General features: G+C 67.8%; 25 protein-coding genes and 1 pseudogene. 23 read left to right on the plus strand and 3 right to left on the minus strand.

Translation table 11 applies throughout. From position 1 onward, the window contains the following. From HZB86_10085 to HZB86_10135, 11 genes are all read left to right on the plus strand, one after another. On the plus strand, positions 1-1129 hold a 1129-nt coding region (locus tag HZB86_10085; protein MBI5905874.1), incomplete at its 5' end, for an NADH-quinone oxidoreductase subunit L. Further along, entirely contained in the window at positions 1126-2697 is a 1572-nt protein-coding gene (locus HZB86_10090) for an NADH-quinone oxidoreductase subunit M (protein MBI5905875.1), read from the plus strand. The genes HZB86_10085 and HZB86_10090, both read left to right, overlap by 4 nt. Before the next feature lie 7 nt (positions 2698-2704). Beyond that, positions 2705-4180, plus strand: coding sequence for an NADH-quinone oxidoreductase subunit N (locus tag HZB86_10095; GenBank protein MBI5905876.1), 1476 nt, complete (start codon positions 2705-2707; stop codon positions 4178-4180). Positions 4181-4492: 312 nt separating this feature from the next. Continuing rightward, complete coding sequence (locus tag HZB86_10100) at positions 4493-5392, plus strand: MBL fold metallo-hydrolase (GenBank protein MBI5905877.1); 900 nt, start codon at positions 4493-4495, stop codon at positions 5390-5392. Positions 5393-5399: 7 nt separating this feature from the next. Then, complete coding sequence (locus tag HZB86_10105; GenBank protein ID MBI5905878.1) at positions 5400-6014, plus strand: DNA-3-methyladenine glycosylase I; 615 nt, start codon at positions 5400-5402, stop codon at positions 6012-6014. Positions 6015-6091: 77 nt separating this feature from the next. After that, a complete protein-coding gene (locus tag HZB86_10110) occupies positions 6092-6352 on the plus strand; it encodes a type II toxin-antitoxin system prevent-host-death family antitoxin (GenBank protein ID MBI5905879.1) in 261 nt (86 codons plus the stop codon). Next, positions 6349-6786 (plus strand): type II toxin-antitoxin system VapC family toxin, encoded by a 438-nt coding sequence (locus HZB86_10115; GenBank protein MBI5905880.1) that lies wholly within the window; start codon positions 6349-6351, stop codon positions 6784-6786. The genes HZB86_10110 and HZB86_10115 overlap by 4 nt, the downstream gene beginning before the upstream one ends. Before the next feature lie 26 nt (positions 6787-6812). After that, entirely contained in the window at positions 6813-7940 is a 1128-nt protein-coding gene (locus tag HZB86_10120) for a rhomboid family intramembrane serine protease (protein ID MBI5905881.1), read from the plus strand. 198 nt (positions 7941-8138) lie between these two features. Then, positions 8139-9674 (plus strand): multicopper oxidase family protein, encoded by a 1536-nt coding sequence (locus HZB86_10125; GenBank protein ID MBI5905882.1) that lies wholly within the window; start codon positions 8139-8141, stop codon positions 9672-9674. Between the two features lie 30 nt (positions 9675-9704). Further along, positions 9705-11918, plus strand: a complete 2214-nt coding sequence (locus HZB86_10130) for a multicopper oxidase domain-containing protein (GenBank protein MBI5905883.1) — start codon at positions 9705-9707, stop codon at positions 11916-11918. Positions 11919-12069: 151 nt separating this feature from the next. Next, the gene (locus tag HZB86_10135) at positions 12070-12690 is read left to right on the plus strand and encodes an FKBP-type peptidyl-prolyl cis-trans isomerase (GenBank protein ID MBI5905884.1); all 621 of its coding nucleotides are present in this window, start codon (positions 12070-12072) and stop codon (positions 12688-12690) included. 6 nt (positions 12691-12696) lie between these two features. On the opposite strand, the gene selB is transcribed toward HZB86_10135, so the two are convergent. After that, the gene (gene selB, locus HZB86_10140; protein MBI5905885.1) at positions 12697-14622 is read right to left on the minus strand and encodes a selenocysteine-specific translation elongation factor; all 1926 of its coding nucleotides are present in this window, start codon (positions 14620-14622) and stop codon (positions 12697-12699) included. 48 nt (positions 14623-14670) lie between these two features. Between selB and HZB86_10145 the strand changes: the two genes are divergently transcribed. Then, positions 14671-15720, plus strand: a complete 1050-nt coding sequence (locus HZB86_10145) for an HD domain-containing protein (GenBank protein ID MBI5905886.1) — start codon at positions 14671-14673, stop codon at positions 15718-15720. Continuing rightward, a complete protein-coding gene (locus HZB86_10150; GenBank protein MBI5905887.1) occupies positions 15717-16010 on the plus strand; it encodes a Smr/MutS family protein in 294 nt (97 codons plus the stop codon). Before HZB86_10145 ends, HZB86_10150 begins: the two co-directional genes overlap by 4 nt. Positions 16011-16031: 21 nt before the next feature. Here HZB86_10150 and HZB86_10155 read toward each other — a convergent pair whose 3' ends face one another. Further along, positions 16032-16379 (minus strand): winged helix-turn-helix transcriptional regulator, encoded by a 348-nt coding sequence (locus HZB86_10155; GenBank protein ID MBI5905888.1) that lies wholly within the window; start codon positions 16377-16379, stop codon positions 16032-16034. A 165-nt stretch (positions 16380-16544) separates the two neighbouring features. On the opposite strand from HZB86_10155, the gene HZB86_10160 reads away from it, so the two are divergent. Genes HZB86_10160 through HZB86_10180 form a run of 5 tightly spaced genes read left to right on the plus strand, consistent with a single transcriptional unit; the run spans position 16545 to position 20935 of the window. Further along, positions 16545-17987 (plus strand): menaquinone biosynthesis decarboxylase, encoded by a 1443-nt coding sequence (locus HZB86_10160; GenBank protein ID MBI5905889.1) that lies wholly within the window; start codon positions 16545-16547, stop codon positions 17985-17987. After that, positions 17885-18871, plus strand: coding sequence for a UbiA family prenyltransferase (locus HZB86_10165; GenBank protein ID MBI5905890.1), 987 nt, complete (start codon positions 17885-17887; stop codon positions 18869-18871). Before HZB86_10160 ends, HZB86_10165 begins: the two co-directional genes overlap by 103 nt. Then, positions 18826-19470 (plus strand): UbiX family flavin prenyltransferase, encoded by a 645-nt coding sequence (locus tag HZB86_10170; GenBank protein MBI5905891.1) that lies wholly within the window; start codon positions 18826-18828, stop codon positions 19468-19470. The genes HZB86_10165 and HZB86_10170 overlap by 46 nt, the downstream gene beginning before the upstream one ends. A 20-nt stretch (positions 19471-19490) precedes the next feature. After that, positions 19491-19847: a response regulator gene (locus HZB86_10175; protein ID MBI5905892.1), complete on the plus strand. Its 357-nt coding sequence runs from the start codon at positions 19491-19493 to the stop codon at positions 19845-19847. After that, on the plus strand, positions 19844-20935 hold the full coding sequence (locus HZB86_10180) for a GAF domain-containing protein (protein MBI5905893.1): 1092 nt from the start codon (positions 19844-19846) through the stop codon (positions 20933-20935). The genes HZB86_10175 and HZB86_10180 overlap by 4 nt, the downstream gene beginning before the upstream one ends. Before the next feature lie 7 nt (positions 20936-20942). On the opposite strand, the gene HZB86_10185 is transcribed toward HZB86_10180, so the two are convergent. Then, a complete protein-coding gene (locus HZB86_10185) occupies positions 20943-21380 on the minus strand; it encodes a hypothetical protein (protein MBI5905894.1) in 438 nt (145 codons plus the stop codon). A 73-nt stretch (positions 21381-21453) separates the two neighbouring features. On the opposite strand from HZB86_10185, the gene HZB86_10190 reads away from it, so the two are divergent. The 5 genes and pseudogenes from HZB86_10190 to HZB86_10210 form a co-directional block, all read left to right on the plus strand. Beyond that, entirely contained in the window at positions 21454-22392 is a 939-nt protein-coding gene (locus tag HZB86_10190; GenBank protein ID MBI5905895.1) for a GGDEF domain-containing protein, read from the plus strand. Beyond that, positions 22385-22858 carry a peptide deformylase gene (gene def, locus HZB86_10195; GenBank protein ID MBI5905896.1) on the plus strand — a complete coding sequence of 158 codons (474 nt, stop codon included), beginning with the start codon at positions 22385-22387 and terminating at the stop codon, positions 22856-22858. The genes HZB86_10190 and def overlap by 8 nt, the downstream gene beginning before the upstream one ends. A 23-nt stretch (positions 22859-22881) precedes the next feature. Continuing rightward, positions 22882-23776 (plus strand): annotated as a pseudogene (locus HZB86_10200) (methionyl-tRNA formyltransferase). Then, complete coding sequence (gene rsmB, locus HZB86_10205) at positions 23662-25104, plus strand: 16S rRNA (cytosine(967)-C(5))-methyltransferase RsmB (GenBank protein ID MBI5905897.1); 1443 nt, start codon at positions 23662-23664, stop codon at positions 25102-25104. The pseudogene HZB86_10200 and the gene rsmB overlap by 115 nt, the downstream one beginning before the upstream one ends. Before the next feature lie 39 nt (positions 25105-25143). Further along, a partial coding sequence (locus HZB86_10210; protein MBI5905898.1) for a ribulose-phosphate 3-epimerase occupies positions 25144-25561 on the plus strand: 418 nt, incomplete at its 3' end.

The following is a 25561-nucleotide window of genomic DNA, read 5'->3' on the forward strand; positions in this document are numbered from 1 at the left end:
CATGATGGTGGTGGCGGTCGTGGGGGCGGCGACGGCGATCTTCTCGGCCACCATCGGCATCTGCCAGAACGACATCAAGCGGGTGCTGGCGTACTCGACCGTTTCGCAGCTCGGGTACATGTTCCTGGCGTGCGGCGTGGGGGCGTTCACCGCCGGGATCTTCCACCTGATGACCCACGCCTTCTTCAAGGCGCTCCTCTTCCTCGGCTCCGGCTCGGTGATCCACGCCCTCTCCGGCGAGCAGGACATGCGGAAGATGGGGGGCCTGAAGAAGTACATCCCGGTCACGTACGCGACCATGTTCGTCGCCACCCTCGCGATCGCGGGGATCCCCGGCCTCTCCGGCTTTTTCTCCAAGGACGAGATCCTTTGGCAGTCGTTCTCGTCGTCCCACGGCAGCCCGGTCCTCTGGGCGGCGGCGGCCGTGGCGGCCGGAATCACCGCGTTCTACATGTTCCGGCTGGTCTTTTTGACCTTCTACGGCGGCTCGCGGATGGACCCCGAGGTGGAAAAGCACGTCCACGAGTCCCCGTGGACGATGACGGTTCCCCTGTCGATCCTGGCGGTCCTCTCGGTGGCAGGCGGTTGGATCGGCATCCCGGCGGTGCTGGGCGGGAGCAACTATTTCGAGCACTGGCTGGCCCCGGTCTTCCACCCGGCCGCGGCCGCGGGCGCCCACGGCGCGGCGGCGGGGGCGGCGCACGGGGCGGAAGGAGCGGCCCACCACCCGGCGGCCCTGGAGATCGGGCTGATGGGGCTGTCGGTGGCGATCGCGCTGTGCGGGATCGGTCTCGCGTACTTCCTCTACCGCGTCCGGACCGAAAAGCCGGCCGAGATCATGAAGAGCTGGCCCAACCTCCACAAGCTCGTCTACAACAAGTATTACGTAGACGAATTCTACGAGTGGGCGGTCGTGCAAAGGATCGTCAACGGCTCCGTCTGGCTGTGGGAGATGTTCGACGCCCTGTTCATCGACGGCATCGTGAACGGCGTCGCCGACCTGACCCGAGCGGCGGGCGGCCGGGTGCGGCGGATCCAGGCCGGGGTCGTCGGAGGGTACGCCTTCTCGCTCCTGCTGGGCGCGGTCCTCATCGTCGGGTACATCCTCTTCCGGAGCCTCGGGTCATGACCGGCGTCCCGTTCCTCGACCAGCACCTGCTCTCCGTCCTCATCGGCCTCCCGCTGGTCGGCGCGGCGCTGCTCCTGTTCTTCCCGCGGGACGGCAAGCCCGCCATCCGCGCGTTCACGCTGGCGGTCACGCTTCTCGAGTTCCTCCTCTCCCTCCCCGTGGTGGCCCGGTTCGACAGCGGCACCGCGGCGATGCAGCTGGTGGAGCGGGCCCCGTGGCTGCCGCAGTACGGGATCGCGTACCAGGTGGGCGTGGACGGCATCTCGCTGTGGCTCCTGATGCTCACCACCTTCATCATGCCGATCGCGATCCTGTCGACCTGGGCCGCCGTCGAGAAGCACGTGAAGGAGTTCATGGTCTTCATGCTGGTCCTGGAAACCGCGATGGTCGGGGTGTTCGTGGCGACCGACCTGTTCCTCTTCTACATCTTCTGGGAGCTGGTCCTCATCCCGATGTACTTCCTGATCGGGGTGTGGGGCGGCGAACGGCGGATCTACGCGGCGATCAAGTTCTTCCTGTACACCTTCGTCGGGTCGGTCCTGATGCTGGTCGCGATCCTCGTCCTCTACTTCCACCACTACGCGGTCACCGGGAGCTACACCACCGACCTGCTGAAGCTGTACGAGCTCGCGATCCCGCTGAAGATGCAGTTCTGGCTCTTCGGGGCGTTCTTCCTCGCCTTCGCCTTCAAGGTGCCGATGTTCCCGTTCCACACGTGGCTTCCCGACGCGCACGTCGAGGCGCCCACCGCGGGATCCGTCATCCTGGCGGCCGTCCTCCTGAAAATGGGCACGTACGGGTTCATCCGCTTCGCGATGGCGCTCTTCCCGGCGGCGGCGGCCGACTGGACTCCGTACATCGCGGGGCTCGCGGTGGTCGGGATCCTCTACGGGGCGCTGGTGGCGATGGTCCAGAAGGACGTGAAGAAGCTGGTCGCCTACTCCTCGGTGTCGCACCTCGGTTTCGTGATGCTCGGCCTGTTCGCGTACAACCTGCAGGGGATCGAGGGCGCCATCCTCCAGATGGTCAACCACGGCGTCTCCACGGGGGCGCTCTTCCTCATCGTCGGGATCATCTACGAGCGCCGGCACACGCGCCTGATCTCCGAGTTCGGGGGGCTGGCCAAGGTCGTCCCGGTCTTCACCCTCTGCTTCATGGTCGTCACCCTCTCCTCGGTCGGGCTTCCGGGCACGAACGGGTTCGTGGGGGAGTTCCTGATCCTGCTGGGCGCGTTCAAGGCCCACAAGGTGCTGACGGTGGTCGCCGCCCTGGGCGTCATCTTCGCCGCGGTCTACATGCTCTGGATGTTCCAGCGGGTGATGTACGGGAAGGTCACCAACGACGAGAACCTGCGCCTCACCGACATGAACGCGCGGGAGGTCGCCTACATGCTCCCGCTGCTCCTGTTCGTCTTCTGGATCGGCGTCTACCCGCAGCCGTTCCTCCGCAGGATGGACGCCTCGGTCAACGCCTTCGTGGCGCGCGTCGAGGCGAAGAAACAGGCGGCGCTGGCCGGCTCCCCTCCGGGGGAAACGCTCCTCGTCCGCTACTTCGACGCGGGGAAGTGAGGGAAGGATGGCGCCGATTCCCGTCGACGGCCCCGCGTTGATCCAGGGGCTCTACAGCATCCTCCCCGAGCTGGTGGTGATCGGGACGGCCATCGTCGTCCTGCTCGCCGACCTGTTCCTGGCCGACGACCGCAAGAAGCTGCTGTGCGGCATCGGCATCGTGGGCGTGGCGCTTTCGATGTTCGCGGCCCTGTCGCTGGGGTCCGGCCGGATCGAGGGGTTCTCCGGGATGATCGTACACGACGGGATGGGGCTCTTCTTCACGCTGACCATCCTCGCCGCCGCGCTCCTGACGCTGCTGATGGCGACCGGCTACTCCGAGTGGGAAGGGACGCAGAAGGGGGAGTTCTTCGCCCTGCTGCTGATCTCGACCGCCGGCATGCTCTTCATGGCGAAGGGGACGGACCTCATGACCGTCTTCCTGGGCCTCGAAACGCTGTCGATCCCCATCTACTGCCTGGTCGGGTTCCACCGGGACCGGATGAAGTCGCTCGAGGGGGCGATCAAATATTTCCTCCTCGGAGCGTTCGCCTCCGGGTTCCTCCTCTACGGGATCGCCCTGCTGTACTCGGTGACCGGCACCACGAAGATCGCCTCGATCGCGGCCATGGTGCGGGACGCCCGCCTGTACGAAAGCCCGGTGTTCCTCGCCGGGATGGGGCTGCTCGTGGTCGGGTTCGGCTTCAAGGTGTCGCTGGCGCCGTTCCACATGTGGACGCCCGACGCGTACGAGGGGGCGCCCACCCTGGTGACCGCCTTCATGGCCGCCGCGGTGAAGGCCGCCGCGTTCGCCGCGCTGATCCGCGTGTCGCTTCTCACCTTCCCCGCGCTCTCCCCGGTGATGGCGAACGTGCTGTGGGCGCTGGCGTTCCTCACGATGTCGGTCGGGAACTTCTCCGCGCTGCTGCAGGACAACGTCAAGCGGATGCTCGCCTACTCGTCGATCGCCCACGCGGGGTACATCCTGGTGGGGCTGGTCGCCGGCGACGTCGCGGGCGGCCAGGCGGCCCTGTTCTACCTGCTGGTGTACGCCCTGATGAACCTGGGCGCCTTCGGCGTGATCATGCTCGTCGCGCAGGGGGAGGACGACGCGTACGACATCGGCAACTTCGCCGGGATCGGATTCCGGTACCCGGTCCTGGGCGCCCTCCTCACCCTGTTCCTGGTCTCGCTGGCCGGCATCCCGCCCACCGCCGGCTTCGTCGGCAAATTCTACCTGTTCAGCTCCGCGGTGAAGAACGGCTACGTCGGCCTCGCCGTCCTCGGCGTGCTGAACAGCGCCGTTTCGATCTACTACTACCTGCGGCTGGTCGTCTACATGTACATGATGCCGGCCCCGGGCGAGATCCCGGTTCCCCGTCCCCCGCGCACGGCGTTCTCCATCGCCCTGTGCGCCTCCGCGGCGGCGGTCCTGGTCCTCGGAATCGTCCCCCGCTCCATGCTCGAGTTCGCCGAACGGTCCATCCTCTCCCTGCTGATGTAACGGGGCGGCCCCTCCAGCGGTTCCGGCGGCGGGAGCCGCCAGCTATACCCCGTGCCCATGCCATCCAAGGCGCGTGGAGTAGTTCCACCACTCCTTTCGGGGAACCGATTTCCCGAGGTCCTCTTCGATCCGTACGGGGTCATTCGATGCGGTCCACCCGATGCGAAACGACACCCGTGCGACATGCGTGTCCACGTATAATGGGTTCCTTTCGCCGGGAAAGCGGGACCGGATCGATATCGACTCCGTTTGCGGAAAAGCCAGGCGATGACGTATGGTTTCATTATCCATCGGGTATCGAGGAGGAAACGGATGAAGAAAATCATCGCGATGTCCACGTTGATCCTGACCCTGCTGTCGGCCGGGGCGGCATTCGCCGAATTGACCCGGCTGGCGGATGACGTCTTCTCTTACGTCGGCGTCCAGGACGCCTCCGCCGCCCACAGCTTCGCCGCCAATGCCGGGATCGTCATCGGCCGCGACGGCGTCCTGGTGGTCGATACCCTGATCTCCGCGAAGGAGGGGGAGCGTTTCCTGGCCGACATCCGCAAGGTGACGGACAAGCCGATCCGGTACGTGGTGAACACCCACACTCACCTGGATCACGCGCTCGGCAACTGCGTGTTCGCCCGTCTCGGCGCTGCCGTGATCTCGCACGACGCCGACCGGGCATCCCTGGCGAAGAACGGCGCCGAGATCCTGAAGAACGCCGGTGCCTACGGCCTGAAGCCGGAAGACATGGCCGGCACCGCGATCGCGGTGCCGACGCTCTCCTTCAGCGAACGGCTCACCGTCGACCTGGGCGGAGTGGAGGTCCGGGTGATCCGCACCGCGTCCTCCCATACCCCGGGAAGCCTCGTGGTCCACGTCCCGTCCCGAAGGCTGCTCTTCGCCGGCGATATCCTGTTCACGGATTTCCATCCCTATATAGCGGACGGCGACCTGCCCGGCTGGACCGGGACCATCGATGCGTTGCTGGATATGGATGTGGAGCGGATCGTCCCTGGCCACGGCCCGCTTTCCACGAAGAAGGACCTGCGGGAGATGAAGGAGTACCTGCTGCTCTTCGACGCCAGGGCGCGGGAGCTTGCGGCCTCTTCGAAGGACGAAAAGGCCGTCGCCGCGCAGCTCCTGACCATCCTCCCAAAGCGCTCCCTGGCCGAATGGATGGTCGGTTACAACGTGAAGAGCCGGTATCTGGGGAAACCGTAAGGCCGTCATGGATCGGGACGCAAACCGCCGCCGGTGCGCCTGGACCGGCGGCGACCCGCTGTACCGGGCCTACCACGACCGGGAATGGGGAGTGCCGGTCCACGACGACCGGCTCCTGTTCGAGTTCCTGGTCCTGGAGGGAGCCCAGGCCGGACTCTCTTGGCTCACGATCCTGAAAAAACGGGAGGCGTACCGCGCCGCCTTCTCCGGCTTCGACCCTGAAACGGTGGCCGGTTTCGGCCGTGCGAAGGTGGCGGAGCTCCTGGCCGATCCCGGCATCGTGCGCAACCGTCTGAAGGTGGAATCCGCCGTCGCCAACGCGCGCTCCTTTCTGGAAGTGCAGGAGGAGTTCGGATCCTTCGACGCCTACCAGTGGCGCTTCGTGGACGGCAGGCCGATCCGGAACGCGTGGAGGAGCATGGCGGAAGTGCCCTCCAGCACGCCCGTGTCTGACGCGATGAGCCGCGACCTGAAGCAACGCGGATTCCGTTTCGTGGGCAGCACCATCTGCTACGCTCACATGCAGGCGGTGGGCATGGTGAACGATCACATCGTGGATTGTTTCCGATGGCGGGAGGTCTCCCGGCCCGGGAGCGGGAAGAGACGCGATACGCGGCGCTGAGCAGCGAAAGTGACCACATTCATGCTATCCTGTGGCCACATCGGGTTTCTTGCCCGTGCGGGGACAGGGAGGGCGCGATGATCGCCGTCGGAGTCCGGGAATTGAAGGCCCGGCTGAGCAGCTACATAGGAATCGCCCGGGGCGGAGAAGAGGTCGTGGTGACGGCGCGCGGGCGGGAGGTGGCGGTTCTCGTTCCGATCACCAAGGAGCGGCTTGCCCTCAGGCGCCTTTCGGACGGCGGGGAGGCCCGGATGCCCCGGGGGAAACCGAAGGGCGCGCGCGGCGTGAAGGTGAAGGGGAGGCCGCTGGCCGAGACGGTGCTCGCGAGCCGCCGGTGATCCTGTTTCTCGACACCAGCGCGCTGGTGAAACTGTACGTCGAGGAGCCCCATTCGGGCGCCGTCAGGGAGTGGGTCGACGAGGCGGAGGTCGTCGCCGTCTGCCGGGTGGCGTATCCCGAGGCGATTTCCGCCTTGATCCGGAGGATGCGCGCGGGCGATCTTCCGAAGACCGGGTACGGGGTCGTCTTCCGGGCGTTGCGGCGGGACTGGGACCGGCTCGCCGTCGTCGATTTCCGGGAGGTCGAAGCGGGGCGGCTGGCCGCGAAATACGGGCTTCGGGGGTCCGACGCGATCCACCTTTCCTCGGCGATGACGATCGCTTCCGCCCCGGCCGGGCCGGACGTTCGTTTCTCCTCGTTCGATGCCGCCCTCAACCGCGCCGCGGCCGGCGAACGGCTGCAGCTCCTCGCCCCTGCCGGAACGGCCAGGTGAACTGCCCCTTCTGCAGGATCTCATCGATGCGGTCCGTCCCTTCGGCGGCGGGGGTGGAGATCGACCGGTGCCTTTCGTGCGGGACCGCGTGGTTCGACTTCGGGGAGATCCGGGAGCTGACGGAGGGCCGGTTCGCCGAAACGGAGAAGGCGGCCCCGGACGTCGCCGCGCCCGGGGGCTCCGGCTCCGCCCCGCGGGACCGGTTGTCGCGAGCTTGGAGGGAAGCCAAGGCGCTCTCCTGTCCGAAATGCTCCTCCGGCCTCTACGCCGCCGACTTCCAGTCCACAGGGATACCGGTCTTCCGTTGCGCGGGATGCGGGGGGATCCTCGTCCCGCGCAGCTCCGTCGGCGACCTTTCGGCGAAGATGCGGTTCCATCGCGACCACGCTTCGCTGTACCAGGCGCTCGGCGAGTCGCTGGCCGGCGAGGTCCGCGGGCGGCTCGACCGGGAAATGGGTCCCGACCTCGGCGCGAACGCGCCGGGGGAGGTTCCGACGCCCGTCCTGCCGGTCCTGGTTCCGCTGCGCGACGATGCCCCCTCTTCCGGCGCGCTTCCGCTGTCGACGCTGGTGCTCCTCGGGTTGACGATCGCCCTCCATTTCCTCTCGACGATCGGCGCGGGCGGCCTGGGAGAGATGCCTTCCCGGGTCGCGTTGCCGTCCGGGGCCGGTTTCGGCGGGATGCCGAAGTTCGTCCTGTGGCTCGCTCCGTTCTTCCACGGCGGGGTGGTGCCTCTGGGAGCGGGGTGCCTCTTCCTCTTCGTCCTGGGCGACAACGTGGAGGATCGAATGGGGAGCGTGAAGTTCCTGCTCTTCTACCTGTTCTGCGGGGCGGTCGCCGGAGCCGCGCACGTCCTGTGGGGAACGGCGGGGGCGCCCGCCGCGCTCGGATCGGCCGGGGCGGTCGCCGGGGTGCTCGGGGCGTACCTCGTCTTCTTCCCCGACGTCCCGATCTCGATGTACGGGATGGGGAAGGTCGTAGCGGTGCCGGCGTACCTCTTCGCCTGCGCATGGGTGGTCGCGGTGTTCCTCTGGGGGTGGGGGCCGGGTCCGCTGTCCGACCTTCTGAACCCGTCTCCTTACACGCTTCCGGGCCATCTCGCCGGATTCGCGGCGGGTGCGGGTGCGGCGGTTCTCTGTCGGTCCTTCGAATAATTATATTTTCGGGTTGAATTTCTTCCAGATTTCCGTTTCCCCCGTTCTCTTCCGAAAAACGGTCCGCACTCGCAACGCAACGTTTTTCCAATGGAAATAAACGATCCGAAGCTTCCATCTCATGGCGGCACGCCAATTGCTGTCCCCGCTGACCGTGCGAGCGGTATCAGGCCAAACGCCACGAAGGAGGCATTCATCATGAGCGGGAAGTTCCTGTCCCGTCGGGATTTCATCCGGCTGTCATCGCTTGCCCTCGGTGCCGGGTACCTTGGCGCGAACGCCGCGAAATCGGCGGCCGGGATGATGGGCGGCGGGGGCGGCATGGGCGGCGGGGGCGGAATGGGAGGCGGGACGAGCGTGATCGATCCTCCCCCGGGCGCGCTGTTCCGGGACCCCCCCGTGGCGTGGAACAAGTCCGGCGTGGCGGGGATCGTCGAGGTGGACCTGGAGGCGGGGGTCACCCCCGTCATGGTCAACGGAACGGCCGCGAACCTTCTCACCTACAACGGCGGTTTCCCGGGGCCGACCATCCGGGTGAAGAACAGCGACGTGCTGCGGATCAACCTCACGAACTCGCTGTCCAAGCTCGGGACGAACATCCTCGGCCACGATCGCGACATCACCAACCTCCACACCCACGGCCTGCACGTCTCCCCCGAGGGGAACTCGGACAACGTGATGCGGATGCTCATGTCGGGCGAATCGTTCGCCTACGAGTACGATTTGTCGAAGCAGGCTGCGGGCACGCTCAATTTCTACCACCCCCACATCCACGGCTCTGTGGCCGAGCAGTACTGGGGCGGCCTCGCCGGCGCCCTGATCGTGGAGGACGATCTGCCCGTCCTGTCCGACTTCGAGACGCACGTCATGGTCCTCAAGGACATCGCCCTGTCGGGCGCCGACCCGGCGCCGTACGCCTCGACGATGGATTTCATGCACGGCAAGGAAGGGAACACCGTCATGGTGAACGGCCAGGTGAACCCGGTCCTACCCGTCCGTCCCGGCCAGGTCCAGCGATGGAGGATCCTGAACGCGAGCAACGCCCGGTTCTACATGCTGTCGCTCGAAGGGCACACGCTGTCCGTGGTGGGGACCGAAGGCGGCCTGCTCGACAAGCCGTACTCCGTCCCGCGGCTTCTCCTGTCCCCGGGCGAGCGGGTGGAGATCCTCGTCAAGGCGAGCTCGAAGTCGGGGAGCTACCGCCTCCTCTCGCTCCCGTACAACCGCGGGGGAGGAAGCATGGGGCAGCAGGTGACGCTCCTGACCCTCTCCTGCAAAGGGACCCGCACATCCGACGCGATCCCGTCCACGATCGACCCGGACGCCGTCCGGGTCGCGGGGGACCCCGTCGCGACGAGAACCCTTTCCTTGAGCATGGGGCAGGGGAAGGGATACATCAACGGGATCTCCTTCGCCGGGATGGAGAGCACTTTCGAGATCCACTCGATGCTCGGCACGTGGGAGATCTGGCGGGTCGTCAACCAGAGCATGATGGACCACCCGTTCCACCAGCACGTGAACCCGTGCCAGGTCCTCTCGATCAGCGGAGGAGACGCGGGCTACGCATCGCTCTACACGAACGCTCCGGCATGGAAGGACGTCGTCCTCATCCCGAAGATGGGAAGCGCGACGCTGCTCGTGCCGGTCATGGATTACGGCGGGATGTCCATGTTCCACTGCCACATCGTGGAGCACGAGGACATCGGGATGATGGGGCTCTGGCACATCATGTAGGCAGGAAGCTTCCTGCAAGGAGGGATGGTCATGAAAACGTGGGGAATTGGCGTTACCGTGTTACTGCTCGCGGCGGTCGGCGCCGGGATCGGCTTCGCGGCGTGCCCGCCGGGCCAGATCGAAGCCGGTGGGGTATGCGTCTGTCCTGCCGGACAAGTCGAGGCGCAGCCCGGGGTGTGCATCATCGACGGGGCGGCGGTTCCGAAGTACGTGAATCCGCTGGTCATTCCGCCGGTGATGCCGAGGGCGGGATTCCGCTGGGATCCGAAGGCGCGAAAATTCGTGGACTATTACGAGATCGAGGTGACGCAGTTCGAGCAGCAGATCCTTCCGGCGAGCGTCGCGGGGCCGACGACCGTCTGGAGCTACAGCGCCGTCGGCAAGCCCCAGACGAAGAACTACCCCGCCTTCACCATCGAGGCGTGGAAGAACGTTCCGACGCGCGTCAAGTGGATCAACAACCTGAAGGACCCGGTCACCGGCAAATTCCTTCCGCACCTGCTGCCGGTGGACCAGACGCTGCACTGGGCGAACCCGCCGCAGGATTGCCGCCCGCATATGATGGGGAACGACATGATGAGCATGGCGGGAACCGATTGCGAGGGGAACAGCGGGGAGGCATACAAGGGGCCGGTTCCCCTGATCACGCACGTGCACGGCGCGCACGTCGGTCCCGAGAGCGACGGGTACCCCGAGGCGTGGTGGCTGCCCGCGGCGACCGACATTCCCGCCGAATATGCCACCCAGGGATCGAACTACAGCGACTACCTGGGCGGCTCCGGCAAGGGGAAAGGTTTCGCCGTGTTCCAGTACCCCAACGACCAGCCGGCCGCCACGCTCTGGTACCACGACCACTCCCTCGGCATGACCCGCACCAACGTCTACGCGGGGCCGGCGGGGTTCTACCTGCTCCGTGACCTCCAGGAAGCGAAGCTCAACCTCCCGGGACCCGCGCCCCTTCCGGGCTCGGCGCTGGTCCCGTTCCTGAATCCGAACGATCCGAACATTTCGAAGTATCTGGCGCCCCGCGAGATCCCGATCGTCATTCAGGACCGGTCGTTCCAGCCGAACGGCGCCCTCTTCTACCCGGACAACCGGGACTTCTTCGAGGGGCTCGCGCCGGGAACGCTCGCCGGGTTCGGGGTGAATTTCGCCCCGGTCTCGGACGTGGCCCCCATCTGGAACCCGGAGGCGTTCTTCAACACCATGGTGGTGAACGGCCGGACGTGGCCCTTCCTGAACGTGGAGCCGCGCAAGTACCGGTTCCGCTTCCTGAACGGGTGCAACTCCCGGTTCCTGATCCTGCAGTTGCGCGATGTCGTTGGAGCGGATCCGTCCGACCCGGCCAACTGGTCGACGGTATCGACCCCGCCTCCGTTCCGGCAGATCGGCTCCGACCAGGGTCTCCTGAGCGGCTCCCCCGCGGTGCAGAGCCAGCTTCTGATGGGGTTGGCGGAGCGGTCGGACGTCATCGTCGACTTCTCGGGCTACGCGCCCGGGTCCAGGATCGTCCTGACCAACGTCGGGCCGGACGAGCCGTTCGGCGGCGGGCTCCCCGGCGTCGCGTTCGCCCCGGCGAACCCGGCCACGACCGGACAGGTGATGGTGTTCAACGTCGTCCCGCTCCGGCTGCGGGACGTGAGCGCCTCGCCGGCGACCTTGCCGGTCCGGTCTCCGATCGTCGCTGCCGCGCCGACGCGGAAGGTCTCCCTCAACGAGGCGATGTCCATGTCGGAGACGGTTTGCTTCGACGACACGACCGGGGCGATCGTCGGCCCGGTGGCGGGCGTGTGCCCCGACGGATCGACTGCGGGGGAATTCGGCCCGACGGCGGCCCTGCTGGGCACGGTAAACGCGGACGGCACGGGGAATCCGCTCCGTTGGTCGGCTCCCATCACAGAGAACCCTCCGCTCGGCGCGACCGAGACCTGGGAGATCCACAACAACACCGTGGACGCCCACCCGATCCACCTGCACCTCGTCCATTTCCGCGTGGTAAACCGCGAAGTGCTCGACCCGACGGTATCCCCGCACGGCGGCAACGCCGGCGATACATACCCCCCTGAATCCTGGGAGACGGGCGGAAAGGACACGGTCATCGCCTACCCGGGCGAGATCACGCGGGTCCAGTCCACCTTCGACATCCCGGGGCTGTACGTATGGCACTGCCACATCGTCGAGCACGAGGACAACGAGATGATGCGGCCGTACTGCGTCGGCGACATGGCGAACTGCGACATTTAGGGATAAAATCCCCTGAACGGGAAAGGGCCGCCCCCGGGCGGCCCTTTCCGCGACCGGAGGGCGAACGGACATGATGGTGGTCATCACAAGGGCGATTCTCGTCGTGGCGTTCCTGTCCGGCGTCTGCCTTGCGGGCGAAAAGCCGGAGTCGATGGACGAGAAGGGGAGGATCAACTACAGCATCGGCTACCAGATCGGCGGAGACTTCAAGCGGCAGGGAATCGAACTCGCCCCGGACCTCCTCGTGCAGGGGATCCGGGACGCCGCGGGCGGAGCGGAGCCCCGGATGCCCGCGCAGGAGATGCGGAAGACGCTGGTGGAGCTCAAAAAGAAGGTCGAGGCCGACGAGCGGATGCGGCGGAGGGAGAAAGCCGGGAAGCACCGGGCGGAAGGGGAGGCGTTCCTCGCCGCGAACGGGAAAAAAGAAGGGGTGACGATCCTCCCGAGCGGGCTGCAATACAAGGTGCTCGCGGCGGGAAAGGGAAAGTCGCCCGGTCCGTCCGACAACGTGACGGTCCATTACCGCGGGAACCTCGTCGACGGGACCGAATTCGACAGCTCACACCAGCGGAACGCGCCGGCCACGTTCGGGATCGACCGCGTCATCGCCGGGTGGAAGGAGGCCCTTCCGATGATGAAGGAGGGCGCGAAGTGGCAGCTGTTCGTCCCGTCGAAGCTCGGCTACGGCGAGCAGGGGAGCGGGTCGAAGATCCCCCCCAACAGCGTCCTGATTTTCGAAGTAGAGCTGATCTCGGTCGGGACCGGGAAGTAGCGGCTTCTACTTCCCTTTCCGCAGCACCCGCCTGTCGCCCACGCGCAGGGTGACCTTCTGTGCGTCGAAATGCTCCAGGAGCGGGATCAGGTATTTCCGGGAGAGGCCGCCCGACACCTCCTTGAACTCCGGGACGGAGATCTCCCCGCGCGCCGCGATGAACGCCACGAGCTTTTCCTGGATGCCGCGCAGGGCCGCCGCGTCGAACAGAAGCTCCTTCACCCGGACCACTTCCCCCGCCCGGGCAAGGCCGTCCACGACCTTGTCCACCGCCCGGGGATCGCGGGTGATCGTCCCGACCGCGTCGAGCAGCTCCGTGCGGGTGGGGGCGGACGTGCCGGCGGCCCGGACGAATTCCGCGATCTTCCGGGCCAGCGGCGAGGCGAGCTCCACCGCCTTCGGCTTCCGCGCGGGGAGGAAGTAGAGATCGCCCTGGCGGGAGATCGCCGGGCTTCGCGAAAGGGCGAGGGCGAGGAAGGCGGGGTCGGGTGGTGCCGGAAAGAGCGCCGCCACCTCCTCCCGCGGGAACCCGTCCCGTTCGGGGGCGCGGTCGTGCAGATCGGACAGCGCCTTCGCCCCGGCCGCCGCCGCCGCGTCGATCGCGGAACGGTGCCACGCCTTTCCTCCGCCCGGCGCCTCGACGAGGATCCCGGCCGCCGCCTGGGCGGCGAACGTCGCCGACACGCTCTCCGTGCCGGTTCCGACGACGACGGCCACGGATAAAGGGGACGACCCCGCCGCTCCGGCATCCTCCACCGCGGCGAGAATCCGCTCCGCCGTGTCCCCGGAGCGGAGCCGGGGGAGGACCGACGGAACCGTCTTTCCCGCTCCTCTTCTGGCCGGAGGGCGCGGGTGCAGCACGGTGCCGCCCCCGAAGGTGTACCCGAAGTTCGCCAGCGGGGAGAAGCCGCGCAGGATGAACCGGTCGCCCCCGGAGAGAACCGTCTCTTCGGAGAGGACCACCTTGCCGTACCCGGTGCCGCCCGGAGGGATCTCCGGCGCGCCGTAGAGGAGGATCCGCCCGACGCAGGAGAAGGTCCCCGCGTGGAACGACACCTGGGCCCGCTGCCGGAGCGGGCGCTGGGCGAGCGGCAGGTATTCGAGGAAGACCTCCGCCGATTTCGTGGGAGAGAAAGATCCGGGTCGGCACAGGACGGAACCCCGGGGCGCGGTCTCCTTTTCGACCCCCTGCAGGTTGACCGCCGTCCGGGTGCCGGCGGAGGAGCGGTGCACCGGGCCTCCGTGGACCTGCAGCCCGCGCACCTTCGCCACCCCCCCCCCGGGAAGAACCGCCACCTCCTCCCCCACCGAAACGGTGCCGCCGATCACCGTCCCCGTGACGACCGTTCCGAACCCCTTCATCGAGAAGGACCGGTCCACCGGCAGGCGAAACAGGTGCGAAGGGTCTCTCCCGGCGACCCCCGCGGCGACCGCGTCCACGGCCGCGACCAGTGCCTGCAATCCCTCCCCGGTGGCGGCGGATACCCGCAGGATCGGAGCTCCTTCGAGGAACGTTCCCCGGACGAGCGCGCGGATCTCCTCCTCCTGGAGCTCCATCCAGTCGGCGTCCGCCTTGTCGCACTTGTTCATTGCGATCACGCCGCGCGGCACGGAAAGCAGGCGGCAGATGTCGAGGTGCTCCCGCGTCTGCGGCATCACCCCCTCGTCCGCGGCGACGACGAGCAGGACGATGTCGATCCCGGCGGCGCCGGCCACCATCGTCCGGACGAACCGCTCGTGCCCGGGGACGTCCACGATCCCGGCGAGCGCGCCGGACGGAAGGTCGAGGTGCGCGAATCCGAGCTCGATCGTGATCCCCCGCTCCTTCTCCTCCTTCAGCCGGTCCGGGTCCGTCCCCGTGAGGGCGCGCACGAGGGAGCTCTTCCCGTGGTCGATGTGACCCGCCGTCCCGACGATCACCGTTTTCCGCATGGTGGATGTATCTTACCGGATTCGCGGGGATGCGGTAAAATCCGTGAAATGGGCGCTTACCCGCACCAGGAGCCGATCTTCGGATTCACCGGTCCGGTGGCCCGCGGCGTCGCGGTGGGTATCCTGATGGTCGCGATCACGGTGGCCCTCCTTTCCCTCCCCGAACAGTCCGAGCAGTGGATCCGCTCCCGGGAGATGGTCCGCAAGCTCTACCTCTTCCCGATCCTCCTGTGCGCGTCGTGGTTCGGCGGCGCAGGGGCCGCGCTGTCCACGGTGGGGGCGACCGCCGTCTGCGCCGGGCTGGCGGGAAGCTCCTGGCCTTCCGAGGTGTCCGGACAGGTCGCGCGGATCGGGGAGGTCGGCGTCTTCTGGCTGGTGGGCGCGCTGGCGGCGAGCTTCTTCGAGCAGCAGAAGCGGTTCATCCGGGACATCGAGACGGCCAACGACAACACGCTCCTGGCCCTCGCCTCCGCGCTGGATATCCGCGAGCACAGCACCGGGGTGCACTCCCAGCGCGTCGCGGACTACACGCTCCGGCTCGCGAAGGAGATGCGGATCACGTCGCGGGAGGAGCTGGACGTCATCTGGCGCGGGGCGCTGCTGCACGACATGGGGAAGATCGGCATTCCCGACAACATCCTCCTCAAGCCCGGACCGTTGACCGAGGAGGAGTGGAAGGTGATGCGGACGCACCCCGAGGTGGGGAGCCGGATGCTCCGGAAGATCGACTTCCTGAGGAAATCGTCGGCGATCGTCCTGTCCCACCACGAACGGTTCGACGGCAAGGGATACCCCCGGGGGCTCCAGGGTTCCCACATTCCGCTGGGGGCGCGCCTCTTCGCGGTCATCGACGTGTACGACGCGCTCACCACGGACCGGGTGTACCACACCGGGCGTACCCACGCGGAGGCGCTGGAAAACATCACGGACGGCGCCGGGAGCCGGTTCGATCCGGAAGTGGTCGCCGCGTTCCGGAAGATCCCGTTCGACGAGCTCCGGGAGATCGCGAGGAACAACGAGACCCCGCTGCTCCTTTCCCCCGCGTCGACCCCCTCCATGCGGGAGGCGGCGTCGGCCGTCCTTTCGCCGCAGCCGTGACCACCGGGGATCTCCCCGGGGAAGACCTTCCCCACCCCGTACCGATCGAGGAGTGCATCGACCTCCACCCGTTCGCGCCCGGCGATGTCGTTTCGGTCGTGGAGGAGTATCTGGCGGCGGCGGCCTCGAGGGGATTCCGGGAAGTGCGGTTGATCCACGGGAAGGGGAAGGGCGTCCAGAGGGGTGCCGTGCGAGCCGCGCTCTCCCGCCACCCGCTCGTCGAATCGTTCGCGGACGCTCCCGCGGACTCCGGGGGGTGGGGGGCGACGCGGGTGATCCTGCGGGGCTGAAGCGGGGTATCCGGACCCGGACTACTTCTTGAGCGCGATGTCGATCCGGTTCACGCTCTTTACGGCCGCGCGGTCCTTCTTCACCCGTTCGTCGCCCTTCAGGGACCGTCGTAGCAGCGACAGCGCCGCCGCGTGCATCGGGGTATCGGGCTTGTCGGTGATCCGGTACGCGATCCACAGGCCGTCCCGCTGGGAGTCGACCAGGCCGGCCTCGGAGAGCGTCTTCAGGTGGTGGGACACGTTGGGTTGCGACCCCTTGAGCACGTACTGGATTTCGCACACGCACAGGGGCCTCGCCTCGAGCATCTTGAGGATCCGCAGGCGGGTCTCGTCGGAGAGCGCCTTGAACAGCTTCGATGTTTTCTTCAATGCGAATATACCTCCAGGGAACAGGGTACCTTTCGGATCCTTCGGGGGTCAAGTGGATGTGTGAGGATTCCCAGCGGATCTCGCGGAGGGAACCCTCCGGAGAACGGGGAGGTTCGCGGTGATATGATGTCCAACAGCCGGGAATCCCGACGGCAAGGAGACCGCATGGCGTTTCGCGACCTAAGGGAATACATGGCCGCCCTCGAGGCGCGCGGCGATCTAAAGGAGATCCGGGCGGAGGTGTCGGCGGAGCTCGAAGCGGCGGAAATCGCCGACCGGGCGGTGAAATCGGGAGGTCCGGCGCTGTTGTTCAAGAACGTTGCCGGGACGTCGGTCCCGCTGGCGATGAACCTCTTCGGCACGATGGAGAGAATGTGCTTTTCCCTGGGCGTAGACCGCCTGGACGACATCGCGGCGAGGGTCCGGGAGGTGATCGAGCCGGAGATCCCCACCAACTTCCTCGAGAAGCTGAAGATGCTCCCCAAGCTCGCCCGCCTCGCGGACTTCGTACCGAAGGTCGTCTCCTCGGGCCCGTGCCAGGAGGTCGTGGAGAAGGCGAATCCGTCCCTCGCGTTCCTGCCCGTCGTGAAGACATGGCCGGACGACGGCGGCCCGTTCATCACGCTGCCGCTGGTGTTCACGAAGGACCCGGTCACCGGTCGCCGCAACGTCGGGATGTACCGGATGCACGTCTACGACGAGCGGACGACCGGTATGCACTGGCACGTCCACAAGGGGGGGGCCCAGCACTACCGCGGTTTCCGGAAGAAGCGGGAGCGGATGCCCGTGGCGGTCGCGCTGGGGGGCGATCCGGCCACCATCTACGCCGCCTCCGCGCCGCTGCCCGAGGACATGGACGAGATGATGTTCTCCGGATTCCTCCGGAAGGAGCCGGTGGAGCTGGTCCGGTGCGTGACGTCCGACATCGAGGTGCCGGCGCACGCCGAGGTGATCCTGGAGGGGTACGTCGACCCCGACGAGCTGCGAACGGAAGGGCCGTTCGGCGACCACACCGGCTACTACTCCCTGGCGGACGAGTACCCGGTCTTCCACCTGACTTGCGTCACCCGGCGGGAGGAGCCGATCTACCCGGCGACGATCGTCGGGAAGCCGCCCATGGAGGACGTCTTCCTGGGGAAGGCGACGGAGCGGATCTTCCTCCCGCTGCTGCAGAAGATCGTCCCCGAGGTCGCGGACATGAACCTCCCCGTCGAGGGGATCTTCCACAACTTCGCGTTCTTCTCGATCGACAAGCGGTACCCCGGCCACGCGAGGAAGGTGATGAGCGCGGTCTGGGGACTGGGGCTTCTGATGTTCACCAAGTTCGTGGTGGTGTTCGACTCCGACGTGAACATCCAGGACCTGTCCGAGGTCCTGTGGCGGATCGGCAACAACGTGGACCCGAAGCGGGACACGATGGTCGTGGAGGGGCCCGTGGACGCCCTCGAGCACGCCTCCCCGATCCCGCACTACGGGTCGAAGATGGGGATCGACGCAACGCGGAAATGGGCCGCGGAAGGGTTCGCCCGCGAGTGGCCGGAGGACATCGTCATGCCGAGGGAGGTCGCGGACCGGGTCACCCGCCGGTGGAAGGAGTACGGCCTCTGAGCGTGCTCCGCCGCATCGGCGTGTACCTCGAGATGGTGAAGGTGGCGCACACCGTCTTCGCGCTCCCGTTCGCCCTCACCGGGATGTTTCTCGCGTCCGGAGAGCTGGGGACGCGCGGGGCGGTGCCGCCCGCCCGCACCGTCTTCTACATCGTCCTTGCGATGGTGGGGGCCCGCAGCGCCGCGATGGGGTTCAACCGGCTGGTCGACGCGGACATCGATGCGAGAAACCCCCGCACGATGGGGCGCGCGATCCCCGCGGGGCAGGTGAGCCGCCCGATGGCGAGCGTGTTCATCCTGATGTCCGTCCTCCTGCTCGAGCTGTCCGCGGCGAAGCTGAACCCCCTCTGCCTGAAGCTGTCTCCCGTGCTTCTCCTGCTGCTCTTTTCGTATTCGTACATGAAGCGGTTCACCTGGGCGTCCCACCTGGTCCTGGGGGCCTGCCTCGGCGCGGCGCCTCTGGCCGCGTGGATCGCGGTGACCGGGGAGGCCGATCCGAGGATCCTGTCGATCTGCTTCGCCGTCCTGTTCTGGGTGGCGGGGTTCGACGTCCTGTACGCGCTGCAGGACATCGAGTTCGACCGCCGCGAGGGGCTCCATTCCATCCCCCGGAGCCTGGGAGTGGGCCCGTCCCTTTGGGTGGCGCGGACGTTCCACTTGGCGATGGCGGCGCTCCTCCTGCTGGGGTATCATCTGTTCGATATGGGCGGCTGGTACCTGGCCGGGCTGGCCCTGTGCTCCGGCGTGCTGGCGTACGAGCACGCGATCGTCCGGGCGGACGACCTCTCGCGGCTGAACGTGGCGTTCTTCAACCTCAACGGGGTCGTGAGCATCGCGTTTTGCCTGTTCACCTACATAGACCTCCTTCTCCGGGGCCGCCCTTGAGGGTCCTTCTCGCGATTTCGGGGGCCAGCGGCGCCGTCTACGGCATCCGTTGCGCATCGCTGCTGCTCGCCCGGGACGTCGACCTGCATGTGCTGGTGACCCCCACCGCGTGGGGGATTCTCGCCTCCGAGGTCGGAAACGGGAAGGCGCCCGCCTCCCTCGCGGCGAGGGAACGGTGGCTCGCCCGCCGGATTTCCGCCGCCCGCCCGTTCCGCCTGTACGCGGACGATGATTTCCGGATACCGTTCGCCTCCGGGTCGAACCCTCCCGACGCGATGATCGTCGCCCCCTGCTCCATGGGGACGCTCGCGCGGATCGCCAACGGGATCTCGTCGTCGGTCCTCACCCGGTGCGCGGACGTGGTCCTCAAGGAACGCAAGCCCCTGGTGCTCGTGGCCCGGGAAACGCCGCTCTCCGTGATCCATCTGGAAAACATGCTTCGGCTCGCCCGCGCGGGGGCGGACATCCTCCCGGCGTGTCCCGGCTTCTACCATCGGCCGGCAAGGGTGTCCGAACTGGTGGACTTCGTCGCTTCGCGGGCGCTCTCCCGCGTCGGGATCGAAGCCGGCGTCCTCCCCCGATGGGGGGAGGGGCGTTGAAGACAAGGGAGGATGGTCCGATGAAGAAAGTACTGGTGGTGGACGACGAGGAAAGCATCCGCGAACTGTACCGGGCGGAGCTCTCCGATGAAGGGTACAAGGTGGCGCTCGCCGCGAACGGTGCGGAGGCGCTCGGCCTCCTCGATTCCTTCCTGCCCGACCTGGTCACCCTCGACGTCAAGATGCCGGGGGTGGACGGCATCGAGGTCCTCCGGCGGATCCGGGTGAAGAACCCGACGATCCCGGTGGTGCTCCTGACCGCCTTCGGGGAGTTCCGGCAGGACTTCAACACGTGGGCGTCCGACGCCTACGTGGTCAAGTCCCACGATTCGACCGAGCTCAAGGAAACGGTGCGGAAGCTGCTGGGGGACGGATGAGCTCCTTCTCGTTTCTCCTCGAGGCGCTCCGCGGGGGCAGGAAGCGCCATGGCGGCACGAGGGACATTTCGCTCGCGGCGGCGCTGACCTCCGGGCTGTACGAGGTGTCGCAGGCGCTCAGCACGCCGGCCGGGGATCTCCAGCGCGGCTTCGACCTCATCACCTCCGCGGCCGCGTCCATCCTCCGCGTCGAGCGGTGCGTGCTGCTGCTTTCGGAGCCGGGGGTGGAGCACCTGGTCGTCCGGTCGATGGCCGGGATCCCCCGGGGAAGGCAGTTCGAGAAGTACCGCCAGGAGATCTTCCGGATGGTCGTCCACCCGGTCCTCTCTTCCGGGGAGGGGCTCATCGTATCGGAGGGGCGTCCCGGAACCGACCGGAGCCTGCTGCGGCTGATGCGGCGACTCGACGTGAAGGGGTTCCTGGCCGCGCCGGTGAAAAGCCCCACGGCGGCGATCGGCCTGATGGCGGCGGCGACCCCCCTGGACGGGAGGGATCTCGTCGACGCGGACCTGAAACTCCTGTCCGTGATGGCGAACTTCGCCGCGATCGCGCTCGAGAACGCCGCGCTCGTCTCCCGCCTGGACAAGAAGGCGAGGAAGCTCACGGCGATCTTCGAGATCAGCAAGGCGCTGAACGAGGAGACCGACTCCGCCGTCCTCTTCCAGCTGATCGTCGATCGGGCCACGGAGCTGATGGGCGCCTCCTCCGGGTCGATCATCCGGCTGGACCCGTCTTCCGGCACCCTGTTCATCGAGGCGGAGCGGGGGTTGGGCGATTCGGTAAAGAGCGGGGTCCGGCTGCGTCTCGGGGAAGGGATCACCGGCTGGGTCGCCCGCGAGGGGGTGCCGCTGCTGGTGCCCGACGTGCGGATCGACTCCCGCTACGTCGAGGCGAGCCCGAAGGTGATGTCCGAGATGGCGGTGCCGGTCAAGTGGGGAGCCGAGGTGATGGGGGTGATCAACCTCGACCACCACCAGGTGGGCGGCTTCACGGAGGAGGACCTGGAGCTGCTGACCGCGTTCGGGAACGTCGCGGCGGTGGCGGTCCGGAACGCCGGCCGCCTCCGAGGCTGGACGAAGGCGGAGTAACCTCCCCTTACCGCTTCCGCCCGGCGTTTTCGTACTTCTTGGGCCGGTGGCACGCCGGGGCGCACGCCCCCCCCCGATCCGACATTTCGAGCTTCACTTCGGGAAAAATCGACACCTTCCCGGTTTCCGGGTCGACGCGGTGGCACGTCGGGCAGTTGGTCCCGTGGGGCTGGCGGTAGACGTGAAGGCTGTGGAGGTTCTTCCCCAAAACGGTGTCCCGGAAGTTCGTCTCCACGTTGAAATCCTCGTCCTCGATCACCGACTTCGCCGGGTGACAGCGGAAGCAGGGGGCGTATTTCGCGGGGAGGTAGAGGAGTTCCCGGTCGGGGGGAAGGAGGCGGAACGACTCGCGGTGGTCCACCCCCGCGCCGTGGGACGAAGCGTGCGAAAGAAACAGGACGAGGACGGGGAGCAGGGGGCGGGAGAGGATTCGGAGAAGTGGCAAAAGTGTATACCCTTTTTTTCCCTGGTAAGAAATAATACGTCGAAGGCGGTTTCCAACGCAACCCGGGGGTGCCGTGTCCAGATCCGTCCTGATCGCCCGCCCGGTGTGGCCCGTCCTTTCCCGACTGGGTGAGGAGCTTCGCACCCGGGGATTCCCGGTGGTGTTTTCCTCGTCGTGGGGGGTTCTTCTCGAGAGCCGTTTCGCGGGAGACGAGTTCGCCGCGGTCCTGCTCGGGGAGTACGGCGCCGTGACGGAGGAGGAGGAGATCCTCCGGAAATTCCGGGAGCGCGGGGGAGGGATCGGGGTGCCGGTCGTGCTGGCGGGAGGGGCGAACGCCCTGTCCCGCGCGCGCGGTTTCCGGTCGGCGGGGGTGGACCTGGTCGTCCCGGCGGACCTTCCGGCGGGTGAGATCTTCGAGCGGCTGCAGCCGCTGTTGTCCTACGGAGAGATGTACCGGAACGCGTTGGCGGAGAACCGGGAACTGCGGGATCGGTCCACCGTGGACGACCTGACCGGGCTGCCGAACCGGCGGCAATTCTCGCGGGAGTTGGAGCGGAACGTCGAGATGGCCCGTCGAATCGGGCGTCCGCTGTCGTGCATCGTAACCGATATCGACGACATCCGGAGGGTCTACGAGGCGTTCGGCCCGCCGGTGGGGGACAGCGTGATCCGGCAGTTCGGGGGCGTATTGAACCGGGCGAGAAGAAGGTACGACAGCGTGGCCCGTCTCGGCGGGGACGAGTTCGTGTGGCTCCTGGTGGACGCCGACGCGGGACAGGCGACGGCGGCCGCGAGGCGCGCGCAGCGGATGATCTCCGAAAGCGTGTTCAACGGGACGCACGAACCGGTCCGGGTGACGGCCACCTGGGGGGTCGCGTCCCTGACGCCCGGAGCGGAGTGGACGGCGAGCCTGCTCGTGGAGAACGCCGACCGGGCGCTGTACTGGGGGAAGGAGAGCGGGAAGAACGTGGTCCGGTGCTACCCTCCGGGGAAGGCGGCGTTCGATGCGTAGGGACATCCTCGTCTATCCCGACCCGTTCCTCGCGCGCAAGGCCGCCGCGGTGACCGCCGTGGACGACCGGGTGCGAACCCTCATCCGGGACATGTTCGACACGATGTACGAATCCGAAGGGATCGGGCTTGCGGCGCCGCAGGTGGGCGTCGGAAAGCGCGTCATCGTGCTGGACGTCTCCCCCGTGGACGAGGGAGCCGCGCCGATGGCCATCGTCAATCCGGAGATCGTCGGAACGGAGGGGGAGACGGTCCTCGGCGTCGAGGGGTGCCTGAGCATCCCCGGCGTACAGGGGGAGGTTCCCCGTTCCGAGGTCGTCGTCGTCCGGGGGCTCGACGAAGGGGGAGACCCGGTCCGCGTCCGGGCCGAAGGGATCCTCTCCCGGGCGCTGCAGCACGAGATCGACCACCTGGACGGAATTCTCTTCATCGATCGCATCCCCTCCACCGCGGCTTCCGTGAAGTGACGTCGAAGCTCCGCGCGGTGTTCATGGGGACTCCCCTGTTCGCCGTGCCGTCCCTGACGGCCCTTGCGTCCGCGGCGGAGGTGACTCTGGTCCTGTGCAACCCCGACCGCCCGTCCGGACGCGGGCGGGAGCTCGCCCCCCCGCCGGTGAAGGTGGAGGCGGCCCGGCTCGGCTTCCCGGTGTTCCAGCCGCCGAAGGCGCGGCACCCCGACGCCGTCGCGCGCATCGCGGCCGAGGCGCCCGACCTGATCGTCGTCGTGGCGTACGGCCATATCCTTCCCAAATCGGTCCTCGACATCCCGCGGATCATGCCCGTCAACGTGCACGCTTCCCTCCTTCCGAAATACCGGGGCGCGGCCCCCATCCACTGGGCGGTGGCGGGGGGGGAGACGGTCACCGGGATCACGATCATGCGGATGGACGAAGGGATGGACACCGGCCCGATGCTCCACGTGCGCGAAATGCCGATCGGGGACGACGACACCGCCGAGTCGATGTACGCGAAGCTGTCCGTCCTCGGCGCGGAGGCGCTGCTCGAGTCGCTTACGATGCTCCGCGGCGGAACGCTCTCCGAGACGCCGCAGGACGGCTCCCTGGCGACGTACGCCCCGATGCTGAAGAAAGAGCACGGGCGGATCGACTGGTCGAAGGGGGCACGGGAGATCCGGAACCTGGTCCGCGGGATGACGCCCTGGCCGTCCGCCGTAGCGGCGCACGCGGGAAAGGGACTGAAGGTGGTCTCGGCCGCCGTTGCGTCGAAGGACAGTGCGGGTGGTGGTGGAGCGCGGCGGGGTCTCCGTTGCGTGCGGGAACGGAGTTCTTCGCCTGCTGGCGGTCCAGCCGGAGGGTGGGAAGGCGATGGACGCCTGGGCGTACGCGCAGGGGCGCCGCGTGGGAAAGGGGGACCGGCTATCGTAAGGGACGCGGCGATCTCGGTCCTTGCGCGCGTCGACCGGGACGAGGCGTTCGCCGACACCGTGCTCGACCGCGCGCTGCGGGAAGGATCGTTTCCCGACCCCCGGGACCGGGGGCTTCTGACCGAGATCGTGATGGGCACGCTGCGCCGACGCGGCGCGATCGACTTTGCCCTCCTGCCGTACCTCTCCCGGCCGCTCGAAAAGACCGATGTGTACGTGCGCAACGCGCTGCGCTCCGGCGCCTACCAGCTCTTCCACACGCGGATCCCCGACCGGGCCGCGCTGAACGAAACGGTGGCGGCGGTCAAGGCGGCCCGCGGCGGCGGCGCGGCCGGATTCGTGAACGCCGTCCTGCGCGGGATCGTCCGGGCGGGGAAAGTGCCGGCGCTCCCTCCGGAAGGCGACCCGCGGAGGGCCCCCGCGGAGCTGTCGGCCCCGGCCTCTCTCATCGGCGCCCTGGAACGGACGATGGGACGGGAGGAAACGCGGGCGTTCCTTCTCGCCTGCCTCGAGGTGCCCCCGTTCTCCGTGCGCGTCAACCCGTTCCGGGCGACTGCCGGAGAGCTGGCGGCGCGGTTCGCCGCCGACGGAAGGGAGCCCGCCTCGTGCCGGTTCGCGCCGGACGGGATCGTCCTCGGAAAGCCGCCTGCGGTCCACGCGGACGCGGCGTTCCGCGAGGGAACGTATCTGGTGATGGACGAGGGGGCCCAGCTGATCGCGCCGCTGCTCACCCCCGCCGCGGGCGACCGGATCCTCGACACGTGCGCCGCGCCCGGCGGGAAGACGACCCATCTGGCCGCGCTCGCGGGCGGGGTGGCGGCGATCGTGGCGGCGGACGTCTCCACGGCCCGCCTCCGATTGCTGCGCGAGACATTGGCGCGCACGGCGGCCGCCGGGGTGGACACCGCGCTGCACGACTTCTCCCGGGCGCCGCTCCCGTCCACCCGCGGGGTCTACGACAAGGTCCTGGTCGACGCGCCGTGCACGGGAATGGGGGTGATCCGGAGGAATCCCGACGCCAAGTGGCGATTCCGCGCGGAGGGGGTGACCCGTATGGCCCGGCTCCAGGGGGCGATCCTCCGGAACGCGTGGGAGTCGGTGCGACCGGGGGGGGCGCTCGCGTACTGCACCTGCTCTCCCCTCCGGGAGGAGGACGAGGACGTGGTGATGTCGTTCCTGGGGGAGCGGGGGAACGCATCCGTCATCGGCCCGCCGGAGCGGTGGCCGGGCCCGGCCGACGCGTGGACCGCGGACGGGTTCCTCCGCCTGTACCCCCACCGCCACGGCACCGACGCCTTCTTCGCCGCGCTGGTGCGAAAGACCCCGTAGCCGGGAGACGTGCTACTATCGGAACGGAAAGGGGGGCGAATGGAGTATTACATCGCGCCATCGCTGCTGTCGGCGGACTTCGGCCGTCTCGCGGAGGAGGTCCGCGCGGTCGAGGCCGCGGGGGCCGACATGCTCCACGTCGACGTGATGGACGGCCGATTCGTCCCCAACATCACGATCGGACCCGCGGCGGTCGCCGCGGTGAAGAAGCGCGCCACCGTTCCGCTCGACGTCCACCTGATGATCGTGGAGCCGGAGCGGTACATCGAGGCGTTCGCCGCCGCGGGCGCGGACGTGATCACCGTCCACGCCGAGGCGACGCTCCACCTGCAGCGCGCCGTGGCGCGGATCCGGGAGCTTTCGAGGAAGGCGGGCGTCTCCCTCAACCCGTCCACATCGCTGTCCGCCGTCGATTGGGTCCTCCACGACGTGGACATGGTCCTCATCATGAGCGTGA

Source organism: Deltaproteobacteria bacterium (genome assembly GCA_016234845.1).
Taxonomy (GTDB): domain Bacteria; phylum Desulfobacterota; class Deferrimicrobia; order Deferrimicrobiales; family Deferrimicrobiaceae; genus JACRNP01.